This window comes from Pseudomonas brassicacearum subsp. brassicacearum (assembly GCF_008801605.1).
Taxonomy (GTDB): Bacteria; Pseudomonadota; Gammaproteobacteria; order Pseudomonadales; family Pseudomonadaceae; genus Aquipseudomonas; species Aquipseudomonas brassicacearum.
Genome location: NZ_VZPJ01000004.1, coordinates 84,389 through 99,680 on the forward strand (window position 1 = coordinate 84,389; position 15,292 = coordinate 99,680).

General features: G+C 61.0%; 14 protein-coding genes. 9 read left to right on the top strand and 5 right to left on the bottom strand.

Annotation, left to right across the window (positions count from 1 at the left end):
- The first annotated feature begins 52 nt into the window (after positions 1-52).
- From F7R20_RS11440 to ligD, 4 genes are read left to right on the top strand one after another with little or no spacing between them, the layout of a single operon-like run.
- A complete protein-coding gene (locus F7R20_RS11440) occupies positions 53-1,438 on the top strand; it encodes an iron-containing redox enzyme family protein (protein WP_027913053.1) in 1,386 nt (461 codons plus the stop codon).
- A gap of 10 nt (positions 1,439-1,448) precedes the next feature.
- Entirely contained in the window at positions 1,449-2,462 is a 1,014-nt protein-coding gene (locus tag F7R20_RS11445; RefSeq protein ID WP_003201800.1) for a methyltransferase, read from the top strand.
- The gene (locus F7R20_RS11450) at positions 2,434-3,597 is read left to right on the top strand and encodes a carboxylate-amine ligase (protein ID WP_003201801.1); all 1,164 of its coding nucleotides are present in this window, start codon (positions 2,434-2,436) and stop codon (positions 3,595-3,597) included. Before F7R20_RS11445 ends, F7R20_RS11450 begins: the two co-directional genes overlap by 29 nt.
- Entirely contained in the window at positions 3,594-6,209 is a 2,616-nt protein-coding gene (ligD, locus tag F7R20_RS11455) for a DNA ligase D (RefSeq protein ID WP_003201802.1), read from the top strand. The genes F7R20_RS11450 and ligD overlap by 4 nt, the downstream gene beginning before the upstream one ends.
- 338 nt (positions 6,210-6,547) lie before the next feature.
- Here ligD and F7R20_RS11460 read toward each other — a convergent pair whose 3' ends face one another.
- Entirely contained in the window at positions 6,548-7,159 is a 612-nt protein-coding gene (locus tag F7R20_RS11460) for a Yip1 family protein (protein WP_003201804.1), read from the bottom strand.
- 167 nt (positions 7,160-7,326) lie between these two features.
- Here F7R20_RS11460 and F7R20_RS11465 point away from each other — a divergent pair, with 167 nt between their 5' ends.
- Entirely contained in the window at positions 7,327-7,827 is a 501-nt protein-coding gene (locus tag F7R20_RS11465) for a CinA family protein (RefSeq protein ID WP_081352555.1), read from the top strand.
- Between the two features lie 145 nt (positions 7,828-7,972).
- Here F7R20_RS11465 and F7R20_RS11470 read toward each other — a convergent pair whose 3' ends face one another.
- Positions 7,973-8,830 (bottom strand): SDR family oxidoreductase, encoded by an 858-nt coding sequence (locus tag F7R20_RS11470; RefSeq protein ID WP_003201809.1) that lies wholly within the window; start codon positions 8,828-8,830, stop codon positions 7,973-7,975.
- Between the two features lie 187 nt (positions 8,831-9,017).
- Here F7R20_RS11470 and F7R20_RS11475 point away from each other — a divergent pair, with 187 nt between their 5' ends.
- Positions 9,018-9,422: a VOC family protein gene (locus F7R20_RS11475; protein ID WP_003201811.1), complete on the top strand. Its 405-nt coding sequence runs from the start codon at positions 9,018-9,020 to the stop codon at positions 9,420-9,422.
- 57 nt (positions 9,423-9,479) lie between these two features.
- Here F7R20_RS11475 and F7R20_RS11480 read toward each other — a convergent pair whose 3' ends face one another.
- Positions 9,480-10,628: a MalY/PatB family protein gene (locus tag F7R20_RS11480; RefSeq protein WP_003201813.1), complete on the bottom strand. Its 1,149-nt coding sequence runs from the start codon at positions 10,626-10,628 to the stop codon at positions 9,480-9,482.
- 179 nt (positions 10,629-10,807) lie between these two features.
- Between F7R20_RS11480 and F7R20_RS11485 the strand changes: the two genes are divergently transcribed.
- On the top strand, positions 10,808-12,319 hold the full coding sequence (locus F7R20_RS11485; RefSeq protein WP_003201815.1) for a methyl-accepting chemotaxis protein: 1,512 nt from the start codon (positions 10,808-10,810) through the stop codon (positions 12,317-12,319).
- Positions 12,320-12,347: 28 nt separating this feature from the next.
- On the opposite strand, the gene F7R20_RS11490 is transcribed toward F7R20_RS11485, so the two are convergent.
- Both F7R20_RS11490 and F7R20_RS11495 read right to left on the bottom strand, forming a co-directional pair.
- Complete coding sequence (locus F7R20_RS11490; protein WP_003201816.1) at positions 12,348-12,941, bottom strand: NADPH-dependent FMN reductase; 594 nt, start codon at positions 12,939-12,941, stop codon at positions 12,348-12,350.
- On the bottom strand, positions 12,938-13,792 hold the full coding sequence (locus F7R20_RS11495) for a sterol desaturase family protein (protein ID WP_003201818.1): 855 nt from the start codon (positions 13,790-13,792) through the stop codon (positions 12,938-12,940). Before F7R20_RS11495 ends, F7R20_RS11490 begins: the two co-directional genes overlap by 4 nt.
- 67 nt (positions 13,793-13,859) lie before the next feature.
- Between F7R20_RS11495 and F7R20_RS11500 the strand changes: the two genes are divergently transcribed.
- Together F7R20_RS11500 and F7R20_RS11505 are read left to right on the top strand one after the other, a co-directional pair.
- Positions 13,860-14,822 (top strand): AraC family transcriptional regulator ligand-binding domain-containing protein, encoded by a 963-nt coding sequence (locus F7R20_RS11500; RefSeq protein ID WP_003201820.1) that lies wholly within the window; start codon positions 13,860-13,862, stop codon positions 14,820-14,822.
- A 179-nt stretch (positions 14,823-15,001) separates the two neighbouring features.
- Complete coding sequence (locus tag F7R20_RS11505; RefSeq protein WP_003201821.1) at positions 15,002-15,259, top strand: DUF2790 domain-containing protein; 258 nt, start codon at positions 15,002-15,004, stop codon at positions 15,257-15,259.
- Positions 15,260-15,292 lie beyond the last annotated feature (33 nt).

A 15,292-nucleotide genomic window follows, 5' to 3' on the forward strand; every position in this document is an offset into this window, starting at 1 on the left:
CAACAGAAGAGACGTGTTGATTCAGCGTCCGCCGAGAACCCAAGAGGCCCTTATGACTGCGCTGACACCCCTTCAATCCCGGCCGGCTACCGTGCACCCCGTTACGCCTGACGGGCACGTGCGCCAATGTTATGAACAACTGTTCCAGGGCCCCGACGACGCTGACAAGCAAGCCGTCGCCCAAGCGTTCCTCCAGGAATGCATCGCAAAGGCTGCGGCGCTTCCCCAGGAGATGCCCGATGACCCCACGGCGCTGCAGGCCTGGGTCGAGCAGCACAGTGCCGGCGTGGCCCGGCAATACGCTGACTACCTGGAGCGGCGCAAAAATGGCGGCGCGCGCGAGTTCTTCAGCGGCAAGGCCCACGCCCTGTACTTCCTGCAGGCGGTGGCACCGACCAAACGGGTGGACGGTGCCTGGCTGTATGGCGTGGTCAAGCACTGGCACGACCACCGTTTCGAAGGGTTGCTGTGCACCTACCTGGAAGAACTGGGGGACGGTCATCCCGCGCAGAACCATGTGGTGCTCTATCGCAAGTTGCTCGCCGAACACGACCTGTCGGATGCCCCGGACATCGATGACGACCTTTATCTGCAAGGCGCCGTGCAGCTCGCCTTGGGTTACGCCAGCGACGAATACCTGCCAGAGGTCATCGGCTACAACCTGGGCTATGAGCAATTGCCCCTGCATCTGCTGATCAGCGCCTATGAGCTGAGCGAACTGGACATCGATCCGTACTATTTCACCCTTCATGTCACCATCGACAACGCCAGCACCGGCCACGCCCATAAGGCCGTGCAAGCGCTGCTGCAGCTGATGCCGATGGAAGCCGACCGTGACGCTTTCTGGCACCGGGTCACGTTGGGCTATCGCCTCAATGACCTGGGGCAGGGCAGCCGGGACATCATCGGCTCGTTCGACCTGGATCGCGAAGTGCTGGACATGCTTGAACGCAAACGCCCGTTCGGCCAGCACATGCATTCCGATTACTGCAAGTTCGAAGGCAAGACCGTCAACCAGTGGCTCTCGGCGCCAGGCCAGTTGGAAGGGTTCTTGGCGGCAATGCAGAACAAAGGCTGGATCAAACGCCATGAAGACCCGCAGAACAGCCGCTTCTGGAAGCTGATCAACGGGGCTGGCGCAGCCATGTTCGGGGTGTTCAGCCCTTACGAAAAACAGCTGCTGCACGATTGGATAGCCGGTGACTGGCTGGACGAGGGCACAAGGTCCGGCGTCCGGCGCGGTCCGGTTGCGGCTTGCGAGCCAACGACACCGATGGATGATCCCGATGTACAAAGCTTGCAACAGGCACTGCAAGGCCGGGCGCCCAACGAGCAGATGCAGGTCCTGATGCCCTGGCTCTGTGCTCGGCGTCATAGCCATCCGGCGGGGCTGTTGGCGACTCGCCGCTTCATCGAACTCAAATCCGCACTTCGCTAGGGAGCCCTGCATGAATGAGGAAGAACGCCTGTCCGAGACGGACCTTGCGCTGCTGCAACTGGGCCGGCGCCTGCAAGCCGACGGCTACCGTTTCATTACCCCGACGCCGTTGACCCACGAGCGGGTCAACCAGCGTCCCGGCAATGAGCGCGCCAAGACCATGCGGGACGTGTTCGGCTGGTCACGGCCGTTTGCGCCGGGGCTGATCAGCACCGATGAACAGCGGCAACTGCAAGACGCCCAGGTGCTGGAAGCACACGACGGCCTGTTGCGTAGCCGGGTGCGCTGGTCGAGCCTGGATGGCTTGCTGTTCGCTCATTCGCAGTTCCCCACCCAGGCCACCGATGCGGTGTTTTTCGGCCCTGACAGCTACCGCTTTGCCCAACTGATCCATACTCATCTGCAACAGAACTTCACGGCGGTGCATCGCGCCGTGGACATCGGTTGTGGTGCGGGCGTCGGTGCGATCGTGATTGCCCGCGCCCGGCGTGAAGCACAAGTACTGGCGGTGGACATCAACCCGCAAGCCTTGCGCCTGAGCGCTGTGAACGCCGCGCTGGCCGAGGTGGGCAATGTCGAGGTCGCTCGCAGCGACGTGCTGCAGGACGTGCCAGGCAACTTCGACCTGATCGTCGCCAACCCGCCGTACATGGCTGATCCATCCGAGCGCGCCTATCGCCATGGCGGCGGCGCACTAGGCGCCGGGTTGTCGTTGCGTATCGTCGAACAGGCCTTGCCCCGGCTGGCCCCGGGCGGCTCGTTGGTGCTTTACACCGGCGTGGCGATGGTGGATGGGCGCGACCCGTTCCTGGAAGCGCTGGGTCAATGGCGTGACTCGACGGATTTCGGCTGGACCTACAAGGAATTGGACCCCGACGTGTTTGGTGAGGAACTGCTGACGCCGGGTTATCAGGACGTGGAAAGGATCGCCGTGGTGGCGTTGGTTGTAACCCGCATTGGCGCAGGTATTGGCGGGGTTATCGGAGGGATTATCGATGAACAGGCGCATGAAATTCGGCATTGAAGAGGAGTACTTCATCACCGATCTGCAAACCCGTCACATGCCAGGCGAGCCACCCGCGGAGGCTGTCGCCGCGTGCCAGGCCGAGCTGGGCAAGCATTTCGCCCATGAAATGTTCTTGTGCCAGGTCGAGATGGCATCGCCCATCTTTCGCAGCCTGTCAGAGGCTGCCGACTACCTGAGCCAGGTGCGTACGGGCTTGAACCAGCGGTTGGCGCCGTATGGCCTGGGCCTGCTCAGCGCCGGTTCACACCCGATGGCCACCCCAGTGCTGCAACCGACCGACGAGCTGCATTTCCAGCAACTGTTCGATGATTACCAGCGGGTGGCGCGGCGCAGCGTGCTGTCGGGCCTGCATGTCCATGTGGAAGTCCCGGCCACCCAGGATCGGGTGCGAGTCATGAATGAGATCCTGCCCTGGCTGCCGATGTTCCTGGCCCTGAGCGCGTCATCGCCGTTCTGGAACGGTGCCTACAGCGGCTTCAGCAGCTACCGGCAAGTGGCCTGCGATGAATGGCCACGCATGGGCGTGCCGGAGTTTTTCGAAGACGAGTCGGCGTTCGCCAGCTACGTCGACATGCTCATGCGTACCGGGTCCATTCGCCAACCCAGCGATTGCTGGTGGGTGATACGGCCTTCCTCACGTTACCCCACGCTGGAACTGCGCATTTGTGATGCCTGTCCTCGGGTCGACGACGTCCTCTGTCTGGTCTCGCTGTTTCGCCTGATGGTGGCCCATGCCGTGGCGCAGCGCCGGCCTGGCGCCAACTACAGCCAGATGTCCCAGTGGGTCCTCAAGGAGAATCGCTGGCGGGCCAAGCGTCACGGGATTCTCGCGGAGTTTATCGTCGAGGGGCAGGAGCAGCCGATGTTGATCGGTGAATGGCTGACCCTGGCCGAGCAAACCTTCGGTGAGACCGCAGCAGAGTTGGGTGTTCAGGACGTATTCAAGCAGGTGCGCCGCATGGTGCAGGAAGGCACCAGCGCCGACCGGCAAATCGTCCTCTTCGAACAGGGGCTGCTGCTGGGCGATTCCGTCGAACAGGCCTTGAGCCGCGTGGTCGATCAATTGCTCGCGGAAACCGCCGGGCTGCCGGTCGCCGATCCGGCGTTGCAACAGGTGGCAGGTGGGCCATGAGCAGCAAGACCCTGGATGACTACAACCGCATGCGCGACTTTGCCGCCACCCCGGAGCCGGCGGCGAAGCGCTCGCGCAAATCGGCGAAGACTGCCCATGCCTTGCAGTTCTGTATTCAAAAACACGACGCCTCGCGGCTGCATTACGATTTTCGGCTGGAGCTGGACGGTGCGCTCAAGAGCTGGGCGGTGCCCAAAGGCCCCTCCCTGGACCCGAAAGCCAAGCGCCTGGCGGTGCATGTCGAAGACCATCCGCTGGATTACGCCACGTTCGAAGGCAACATCCCCGAGGGCCATTACGGCGCCGGTGACGTTATCGTCTGGGATCGGGGCGTCTGGATTCCCCAGGATGATCCCTATGAGGCCTATGAAAAGGGCCGGCTCAAGTTCGAACTGCAAGGCGAAAAGCTCAGCGGCCTGTGGAACCTGGTGCGCACCCACATGCCTGGCAAGCAGGAGCAGTGGTTCCTGATCAAACATCAGGACCAGGCCGCCCGCCCCGAGAGTGAATACGACGTGGTCCAGGCCGAACCGAACAGCGTGCTCAGCGATCGCACCCTGGTGCCCAAGCGCCGCGGCAAGGCCGCTGCAGCCAAAGCGGTGAAACAACCGGAAAAGGCCGTGCAGGCGAAATCGCCAAGAGGCGCCGCGAAAACCACCCTCAGCGGCGCGGTCGCCGGACCGTTGCCGGACACCCTCAAGCCGGAACTGGCAACACTGGTGGAAAGCGCGCCCGACGGCGAGTGGCTCTATGAAATCAAGTTCGACGGTTACCGGGTCATGGCGCGCATCGAACACGGCGACGTAAGGTTGCTGACCCGCAACGGCCATGATTGGACCCACAAATTGCCAAGACAGGCCGAAGCCTTGGCTGCGCTGGGCTTGGAATCGGCCTGGCTCGACGGCGAGATGGTGGTTGCCAACGACCAGGGCGTGCCGGACTTCCAGGCCTTGCAGAATGCCTTCGAGGCCGGCAGCAGTGGCAAGATCGCCTATTACCTGTTCGACATGCCGTACCTCAATGGCATGGATTTGCGCAAAGTGCCAGTGCAAGAACGCCGGGCGGCATTGGCCGCAGTGCTGGAGCCCAATGAAAGCCCCTTGCTGCGGTTTTCCGATGCTTTCGAAGAAACTCCCGAAGCGCTGCTCAACAGCGCCTGCCAGATGCAGATGGAAGGGTTGATCGGCAAGCGCATCGGCAGTGCCTATGTGTCCAGGCGCAGCAACGACTGGATCAAGCTCAAGTGCAAGAATCGCCAGGAGTTCGTGGTGGTGGGCTTCAGCGATCCCAAGGGCGCTCGCAGCGCCTTCGGTGCCTTGCTGCTGGGGCTGCATGACGCTGACAGCGGCCAGTTACGCTATGCCGGCAAGGTCGGCACCGGGTTCAACGAAACCACCCTTAAAAGCATCTACCAGCAACTGCTGCCCCTGGAGACCAAAAAGGCCGCCGTGGTCAACCCGCCCAGCGGTTACGAAGCCAAGGGCGTGCACTGGCTCGAACCGACGCTGTTGGCCGAAGTGGCCTTTGCCGAAATGACCAAGGACGGCTCGGTGCGCCATGCGGTCTTCCATGGCTTGCGCAACGACAAGCCGGCCAAGGACATTACCCAGGAGCTGGTCAAGCCCGTGAAAAAAACCGCTGCGGCAAAAAAAACCAAAGCCAAGCATGAGCCTGGCGCGACACCGGCCAAAACCAAGAGCAAGGCCAAGGCACCGGCCTTGGACGGCAAGGTCCGCATCACTCATCCGGAGCGGGTCATTGACGCCAGCAGCGGCACCACCAAGCTGCAACTGGCCGAGTACTACGCCAGCGTGGCCGAATTCATCCTGCCAGAACTGGCGGATCGCCCGGTGGCCTTGGTCAGGGCGCCGGATGGCATCGCCGGGGAACTGTTCTTCCAGAAGAACGCCGAGCGCCTGGCGATTCCCGGTATCACCAGTCTGGACAAGGCGCTGACCGGGCAGCCGGTGATGATCATCAACAACGCCGAAGCGCTGATCGGCGCGGTGCAGATGAGCACGGTGGAGCTGCACACCTGGAACGCCACCTCGGTCGATCTGGACAAGCCTGACCGCTTCGTTCTCGACCTTGACCCGGACCCGGCGCTGCCCTGGAAAAGCATGGTCGAGGCGACGCAGCTCACGTTATCGGTGCTCGATGAGCTGGGGCTCAAGGCGTTCCTCAAGACCAGCGGAGGCAAGGGCATCCATGTGGTGGTGCCGCTGACGCGCAAGCTGGGTTGGGACGAGGTCAAGGGGTTCAGCCATGCGATTGTCAGTCACATGGCCAAGCTGCTGCCGGACCGTTTTTCGGCGGTGTCCGGGCCGAAGAATCGGGTAGGGCGGATTTTCATCGATTACCTGCGCAATGGGTTGGGCGCTACCACCATTTGCGCTTACGCCGCCCGGACCCGGGAAGGGTTGCCGGTTTCGGTGCCTGTTTTTCGCGAGGAGGTGGCCGAGCTCAAGGGGGCGAATTTGTGGAATGTGCACAATGTTCATGAGCGTCTGGCGGAAGTTGGGCATGAGCCTTGGGCGGGGATTAAGCGGACTCGGCAGAGCATTACGGCTGAGATGCGTAGGCGTATTGGTATGAGGGAGACGGATAAGTAGTGTGTTTTATAGGGGGTGTGGATCCATTGTTGCGGTAACGGCTACTTATGGTTCCGCTTAACGGGGTGCCGAGATCAACGTCCTCCACGAGGCGGCCTAACAGCCGACCCGATTCTTGGTGGAGACCGCGTCTTTCCTGTGGGAGCGAGCTTGCTCGCGATGGCGGAGTGTCAGTTTGCGGTGATGTTTGGATGTGCCGGCCTCATCGCGAGCAAGCTCGCTCCCACAGGTTTTTTGGTGTGTCCAGATACTGCGAATACCCGTAAACCCATGTGGGAGCGAGCTTACTCGCGATGAGCACTGCAACGCCGCCGTCATTGGCGGGTGCAGTATCACCTTCAGCCCACCGGCACTCGCAGATATTCCGGCTGCAGGTAGTTGAACCATAGCAGGATCATTTCCACCAGGATTGTCACCAGGACCAGCAAGCCGACGCCCCAGACACTCGTCGAGTAGAGCAGGCCCTGTTCTTTCCTGAGGCTCATGAACTTGGGCAATCCGACGAATAGCAGGAATGTCGAGTAGGCCGAGGCCAGCAACAAGACGGCCACCGCCAGCCAGCGATTCGGGTAGAGCCCGAAAATCCCGGCCAGGAAGTATGGCGTCGCCGTGTAGGCGGCGAAGCCGATGCATTGGTTGACCGTCGGACGGACGTCGAAGGAGCGGGACATCCAGCGAATGAACAGTCCCATCAGCGCGACGCCGACCACGATGGTCAGGTACAGCAGCACGCACAATTGAAATGCGCTGGCGCGGCTGAGCCGTACCGTCTCGTTTTCGACCAGGCTCCAACCAGTCCAGGTGGTGCCGATGAACAGGCACACCGCCGGAATCAAGGCTAGCAATAGCAGATGAGCCAGGTAATGGCGCGGATGAGCCTGTTCCTGCTCGCGAATGTCTGTCCAGGCGAAATCAGGGTGCGTGAACAGTTTGACGAAAGGTGCAGACATGACGACCTCCTGATCAGGATGGCCTCTGCATGAGGCCCTTATAGGTTTGAGGTGCAGCAAAAGACCGGGGTTTCATTTATTTGTTGGCGCCGGACGACGGGGCGATAAAGGGAATGAATCACTACGGCAAGAGTCAACCCATCAGCATCCCTGAAGGACCCTTTGCCATGACTGCAGCCAAAATCCTGGTCGATTATCTACGAGAGCATGACCTGCGCCTGACCACGGCCGAGTCCTGTACCGCCGGGCAGATCGTTACGTTGTTGGCCGAGGTGCCGGGCAGTGGTTCACTGATCGAAAGCGGTTATGTGGTGTATTCCCCTGAAGCCAAGCAGCGTCTGCTCGGTGTCAGTCCACGCACCATCGATACCTTCAATCTGACCAGTCGTGAAGTGGCCGAGGAGATGGCCCTTGGCGCCTTGCGCGACGCCAATGCCAATGTCGCAGTGGCGACCACCGGGCTGCTCGGACCAGATGACAAGGACGGCATACCTGCCGGCACCGTGTGTTTTGCCTGGGCGTTCGATCTGAACGGCCAGCGAGCGCTGTTCAGCCGCTGCGAACGGTTCTTTGGCAGTCGCGGCCAGGTGCAACTGTGGGCAGCGCAATACGCGTTGCAGCAATTGCCGGTCTTTCACCAGCGGGCTGTGGCCGTTGAGCGTCGGTAGGGATAGATGCTGATCGTTCCCCCGCTCCGCGTGGGAATGCATCCCGTGACGCTCTGCGTCACACTTCAGAAACGGAACGCGGAGCGTCCCTGGCGGCATTCCCACGCAGGAGCGTGGGAACGATCGAAAAAATGTTGCGCCTGGCTCAAAGTATCGGCTTACCCCCGGTAATCCCATAGCGCTCCCCGGAGATGTAGCTGGCTTCGTCCGAGGCGAGCAGCACATAGATCGGCGCCACTTCAACCGGTTGGCCGGGGCGGCCGAGCGGGGTCTGGGAGCCGAAATTCTGTACCTCTTTCTCGGGCATGGTCGCTACGATCAGCGGCGTCCAGATCGGTCCTGGTGCCACGCTGTTCACACGGATGCCCTTGGGGCCGAGCATTTGTGCCAGGCCGCCGGTGAAGTTGGCGATGGCGCCCTTGGTGGTGGCATACGCCAGCAGCGTCGGCTTGGGCATGTCGGAGTTGACCGAACTGGTGTTGATGATCGAGCCACCCGGCTTCATGTGCGGCACGGCGGCCTGGCAGATCCTGAACATCGCCGTGATGTTGATATCGAACGTACGCACCCATTCTTCGTCGGATATTTCCTCAAGACTTTCATGGGTCATCTGGAACGCGGCATTGTTGACCAGAACGTCGATATGCCCGAAGCGGGCGACGGTTTCATCGACGATTTTGCGGCACTGGTCTTTGTTCGCCAGGTCCCCGGGCAGCAACAGGCATTGGCGCCCGGCCTGCTCGACCCAGCGCGCGGTTTCCTTGGCGTCTTCATGCTCGTCCAGATAGGCAATCGCCACGTCCGCGCCTTCACGGGCAAAGGCAATGGCGACGGCGCGACCGATGCCGCTGTCGGCGCCAGTGATCAGGGCGATTTTGTTCGCCAGTCGTCCGGAGCCGGTGTAGCTCTGTTCGCCGCAGTCCGGGTAGGGATCCATTTTCCGTTGGCTGCCAGGCACCGGCTGGCTTTGTTTCGGGAAAGGTGGGAAAGGGTATTCGACCATTGTCGTTCTCCAGGCTTGGTTGCGATGGAGGGTGGACTGCGGGGTTTCGGGCAGAGTTCGGTCGGATTTTATTGCCAGTCGATGAGCGTGATACCGGGCGTTTCGTCGGTGAATCGAGCGCTGTGACGAGCGTCGGATGAAGCTGTATTCTTCAATGGAAGGACTGGTTTCGATAAGGAGCAGGACAATGTTCAGCCACATACAGATCGGTGCGCGCGACCTGCCGAAAATGGTCGCTTTCTATGATGCCGTCCTCGGCTGCCTGGGGCTGGAGCGTATCGAAGGTGAACACGACTCGGGCCCGCCGGGGGAGGGGTGGCAGCGCCCCGGCAAGCATTGGCCACAGGTTTTCGTCCAGTTGCCTTTCAACGGCCTGCCCGCCACCTGGGGCAATGGCATGCAAGTGAGCTTCGCCGCTGACTCCCCGCAAACCGTGCGTGCTGCCTGGGAGCAGGCGATTGCCATGGGCGGCTCCGACGAAGGCCCACCCGGCCCGAGGCCGCAGTATTGCGAAGGTTATTTCGGGGCCTATTGCCGCGATCCGGAAGGGAACAAGCTGTGCTTTGTCCATGCGCCGGATATGCATGAGTAACGGTTGTGACGAGGGGATAAATCCCCTCGCCACAATGGATTGTTGTCGCCTGTTGGATCAGCCCCTGGCTTTCAGGCTACGCTCCATCCGCGCAATCCCTTCCTCCAGCAGCGTCCGCGGGCAGCCGAAGTTCAAACGCACGAACTGACCGGCATCGTCACCAAAATCCAGGCCGGCACTCAGCCCCACCTTGGCTTCTTTCAGGAAGAAGCCCTGCGGGTCATCCAGTCCCAACCCGGAACAATCCAGCCAAGCCAGGTAAGTGCCCTGGGGCACGGTCATGGTGATGCCCGGCAGGCGAGAGTTCACCGCTTCGACCAGGTAATCGCGGTTGGCTTGCAGATACACCTTCAAGGCCTCTAGCCACGGGCCGGCCTCGCTATAGGCCGCACGGGTCGCTTCAAGGCCCAGGGCATTGACGCTGTCGACCATGCCAGCCCGGGCGCTGTTGACCCGTTCGCGCAGCTTGGCGTTCTGGATAATGGCGAACGAGGTTTTCAACCCGGCTATATTGAAGGCCTTGCTGGCGGACATCAGGGTGATGGTGCGCTCGGCAATTTCCGGGCTGAGGGACGCGGTTGGAATGTGCACACGGCCGTCGAAGCACAGTTCGGCATGGATTTCGTCGGAGATGATCCAGGCGTCCTGCTCCAGGCAAATGTCTGCCACGGCCTTGAGTTCCTGGCGGTCAAACACCTTGCCCAGCGGGTTATGGGGATTGCTCAGCAACAGCGCGCCGCCGCCCTGCAATGCGTCGCGCAATGCCGCCAATGGCGTGTGGAATTCACCGTTGACCGGGTTGAATGGCAATTCCACTTTGTTCAACTGCCAGTTACCCGCTGCGTTGCGCAGCGGCGGGTAGTTGGGCACCTGCACCACGACATTCTGCTGGGGTTCTACCAAGGCATGCAGCGCCATGTTGAAGCCCGGTTCGACACCCGGCAGGAACACAATCTGCTGGGGCTCGACGCGCCAGGCGTACTTGCTCCACAGGTCGGCCACGATGGCGGCACGCAGATCGTCCTGGGCCACGCTGTAGCCCAGCATCGGATGTTCCAGGCGCTTGTGCAGCGCGTCGATGATCACGGACGGGGCGGAGAAGTCCATATCAGCGACCCACATCGGCAACACATCGGCCGGGTAGCGGCTCCATTTGGTACTGCCGGTGCCGTGGCGCTCCAATACCGTGTCGAAATCGAAAGTCATGGGGGTTCCATCAGTCAGTCATGAGATGGCGAACATCATAAAGCAAAGGCCAGCGAGAAAAGCTTGGTGGCGTAGTGCCACTAACTGATGATAATCAGTTACAGTTCACTGTCGAAACGCCGCCAAGACGTGAACGGCATTGGTAACGGACCCTCCAGGCCTTTGAAAAGGACGACCCCATGACATCGCCCGTGCGCTTTAACGATCACCACCGTAAAGCCGATCGCATCATGTTGGGGCTGCTTTGGCTCACGTTGTTGTATTCCCTGAGCCTGGCATTCCTGCACTCGACGTTTACCCAGGCGTTGCTGGTCGGGGCGACAACCTGCGTAGCAAGCACCGTGCTTTATCGCGTCCTGGCGGGCACTCGGGCCATGCGTTGCATTATCGCGGTGGCGTTGATGGTCATGGCGGCATTGCACATCAACCAGACCCGGGGCGTGATCGAGTTCCACTTCGGGATCTTCGTGCTGCTGGCCGTGTTGACGTTCTACCGTGACTGGCTGCCGATTGTCGTGGCCGCCGCCACCATTGCGGTTCATCACCTCGGTTTTCACTGGCTCCAACACCAGGGTTATCCGGTGTTCGTGATGGATGCCCACGGTGGCTGGTCGATGATCTTTCTCCACGCGTTCTACGTGGTGGTGGAAAGTGTGATCCTCATTTACCTGGCGAACCAGAGCCTGGCCGACGCCACGGAAAACCAGGATGTGCTCGATAAGGTTCTGGTGGCGGCCGCGCAATTGAGCAACGACGCTGGCAGGCAGCGCAGCGAGGGCGCCAAGGTCTCGTCGAGCGAGCGTTTCGATCATTTCCTCCAGCAGATCACCCAACTGGTGGACGGCGTGGTACGCGATACCCGAAATCTCTCGGACCTGGGCCAGGACCTGTCCCAAGTCGGCCAGACCCTGGAAACCGGCGCCCGCCACCAACTCGATGAAGTGGCGCAGATGAGCGGAGCGATCAGCCATCTGGTCCAGGCCATGGAGAACATTGCCGGCCATGTCGACCAGACCTTGCAGCGCGCCGGCCAGGCCAACGAACAGGTCAACCGCGGGCGCAGCACGGTTGACCAGACCCGAGAAGAGATCGTCGAACTGGCCGGGCGCATCAACCTGACCAACGAAACCGTGCAAGTCCTGGCCGAACAGGCACAGCAGATCGGCCAGGTGCTGGATGTGATCAATGGCATCGCCGAACAAACCAATCTGCTGGCCCTCAACGCGGCCATCGAAGCCGCTCGGGCCGGCGAGCAGGGCCGTGGTTTTGCGGTGGTAGCCGACGAAGTCCGGACCCTGTCCCAAAAGACCTCGACGTCCACCACGGAAATCCAGCAGATCATCGCCAAGCTGCAGCAGGGCAGCCGCCAGGCCGCTGTCGCCATGCAAGACAGCCGCGATGGGGTGGCGCGCTGCGTGTCCGCCAGCCAACTCGCTTCGCAACTGCTCCACGCCGTGGTGGAAGACATCGCAGTGATCAACCATTTCAACGACCTGATCGCCACTACCACCCAGGAACAATCCAAGGTATCAATGGGCATCAATGAGCGTTTGCAAACTGTCCAGGCCGTGGCTGAGCGCAATGCCGACAACATTGGCATCCTGACTCGCAGCAGCCAGTGCCTGCCACCGTTGGCAGAGCGGTTGGCGGTGTTGGGGCAAGCGTTTCATGGCAAAGCCGGGACGGTCTGAGCGGCAGGATCTGCAGTGACGACCGCGCCTACATACCGGTAGCAAACGCCGGAGGATGTTCTAGGGCCAGCCGTATCTCGCGAAACGCAACTTCGTACTGGCAGAGCATGCGCAACGCCCAATCAGCACGCCCCCGAATGCGATTGTCGTCTTCGTGGGCCGGTTCCTGGTCGTTGAGCGTCGACTCCACCTGCCGAATGATCAGATGTTCCGGCAAATACGTGATCCGGCAATTCTTGTAGCTCGACGCACGCAGCTCGGCGATGGGATAGGCGCCGCCAAGTCCAGCCGAGACGCCCACCAACAGCGCGGGTTTGTGCCCGAGCTCATTGATCCCCGCATAGAGGAAGAAGTTCTTCAGCGCGGGGCAGGCCATGCCATTCCACTCCGGGCTGATCACGATCAGTGCTGTCGCTTTGGCAAGGATCGATTGTTGGGCAAGCCACACCTCATCGCGGTCTTTTTCCGGCCAAAGCGGCAGGCGGCAGGCGGCCAGGTCAATCAAGTCGCTGGCGTCGCACAGGTTCAGATCCGTCAGTCGCTGGCGCAGATAACGCGCCACTTTCAGCGACTGACTGTCCCCGCGGTTGGAACCCGACAGCACAACGATGTGGCGGCTCATTGCGTCACCTCCGGTTGTGCGCTGGCCTTGGGCGCGGTACGGCGTGAGCGCACGACGGGCCAGAACAATTCCTCTTGCCAACTGATCGGTGACAGGTGCTCGATTCCGTAGGCTGGCGGGCGTCGGCGCGTGATTTTTGCCGTCCCGAACAGCACATCCCATAGAAACAACAGGTTGCCGAAGTTGCCTTTGTAATGGGTGACACCGTCCTCGGCCGTCAAGCCATGGTGGGCAGAGTGGGTGGATGGGGTGGAAATTATCCGTTCCAGAAGCCAGACCACAGGCCGCAAACCACGAACCCCATAAAGCTTGTCATCCCATGCAACGCTGCTGTGCGCCGCGAAAATAACAGTCATCTTGATGATCAGGTAAACGTAGTAGACCGGCGCGAGGCCCAGGTAGATCAGCATGCCGGACAGCCAGATCCCGGGCATGAGCAGGTAATAAAAACTGTTGTTGCGGTAAACGATCCGGACACTCATGTAGGGCGCGGAATGATGGGCGCGATGCAACGCATAGAGGGCGGGAACCCGGTGTGTCAGGCGATGCCACCAGTATTGAGTCATGTCGTCCAGCAACAGGAACAACACGAACCCGGCGGCCCAGGGGATCGCCACCAGCGCGTCTTTCATCTGCGGGGCAACCAGGCTGAGCAACTTGCCGCTCAGCCACATGACGGCGGGGAAGGTGATTGCAATCAGGATCCCGGAGCCGATGACTTCAATCAGTACATCACGCCTGCCGCCCGATGACTGGCGCAAGGCCGAGCAAGCAAGTTCCAGCAAAATGAAGGCGAGGAATATCCCGGCCACGACTGCAGAAGGATTATTGGCGAGCATTGTTGTATTCATGGCACTCTCGATTAAGGCCCCAGCGGGCAATGCCATTTCATTAGAAGCCAGCGAGTCAGCCCTCCCAATGCGCGAAACGGACAGAATCGAGCGAGAAGCGGTCAATCGTTCACCCCAACGCTTTCACCGGGGCAAATTGGGCCAGGTGCTGGAGCGCTTCCTGGACAGTCACGCTGGCGGGAGGCAAAAAGACTACAACCTGATCGAGCTGGATCAGCTCTGGCGCGAAGCGGCGCGTGTCGATCCGGCGATCGGCCTGAAACTGTTTGCGCTATTTACGCCTCAGGACTGGCACGTCCTGGCTTATCTTTGCCTGTACAGTCCTGACGTGTTGTCGTCTATGCAGCTTTGGGCGCGGTACGCCGCGCTTGCCTCGGACACGGACACGGTGCGCTTGCTCAATGACGAAAACGGTCTGGGCGTCGAGTTGAGTGTCGATGCACCGGGGGATTTGGCGCGGTACGTCGTAGAGCACTATGGCGTGATGGCCGTTACGCAATTACGGCGAGGAACGGGACAGGACATACGGCCGACTCTCGCCAGATTCGCCCATTCGCGGCCCTCGTATTACCAACAGTACAGCCAATGGTTTGGAGACCGTATCGAGTTCGACTGCCCGGACAACCGTTTCTATTTCGATGCCCCAAGCGCACGCCTGCCGATGCAGACGCGTCATCACGGCATGTTGGAGCTGTTGACCCAGGAACTCGACCGCCGGGTCGCCGCGCACCGCAGTTTCACCGGCTGGTCGGCCAGGCTGGCCGACGGTGTCCGGCGATCACTGGCCAAAGGCGAAACGCCAACGCTGGTCGATCTGGCGCAAGCACTGCACCAGACGCCGAGGACCCTGCGCAGGCGCCTTGAGGAACAAGGCACGACCTTCAGGCAGTTGCTCGACCAGGTTCGCGCCGAACTGGAGTTGCTCCTGGAAATGCAGGGCGAATCCCTGGCGCAGATCGCTGCTCAGTTGGGTTACAGCGATACGACCGCGTACCTGCATGCACGAAGCAGATGGCGGGCGGTGAAGTAAGGCAATCAGCGAGCCCTCCGGATACGAATGTATCTCTGTGTATCCAAGGCCATTGTTGATACGGACGATTTCATTCAAGGCCGTCGCTGACACATGCGCGATACCTGGCCGACGTCAAATGAGCCCACCGAGACAGCCCAAGCCGTCTCACTGGCTCACCCCACGTCGGAGATAACGTCATGAACTGGAAAAACCTCAGCATCGCGTCCCTGTTTGCCGCACTGAGCCTTGGCGCTGTCGCGGCCAATGCCCAAGGCAGCATCAAGCCTCACACCTACATGTATGGCGACCACCTGGATGTCGCCAAGGTGCTTTCGGTCAAGCAAGGCTCGGGCTGCGGCGTCGTGGAGACACGCATGACCTACCTGGACTCGGCCGGCCAGATCCAGGCACTGGACTACAACGCCGTCGCTCAGGACTGCGCTCAGGACAATTGATCCAGGTCCGTGGGCCACTCACTCAAGGAGAGT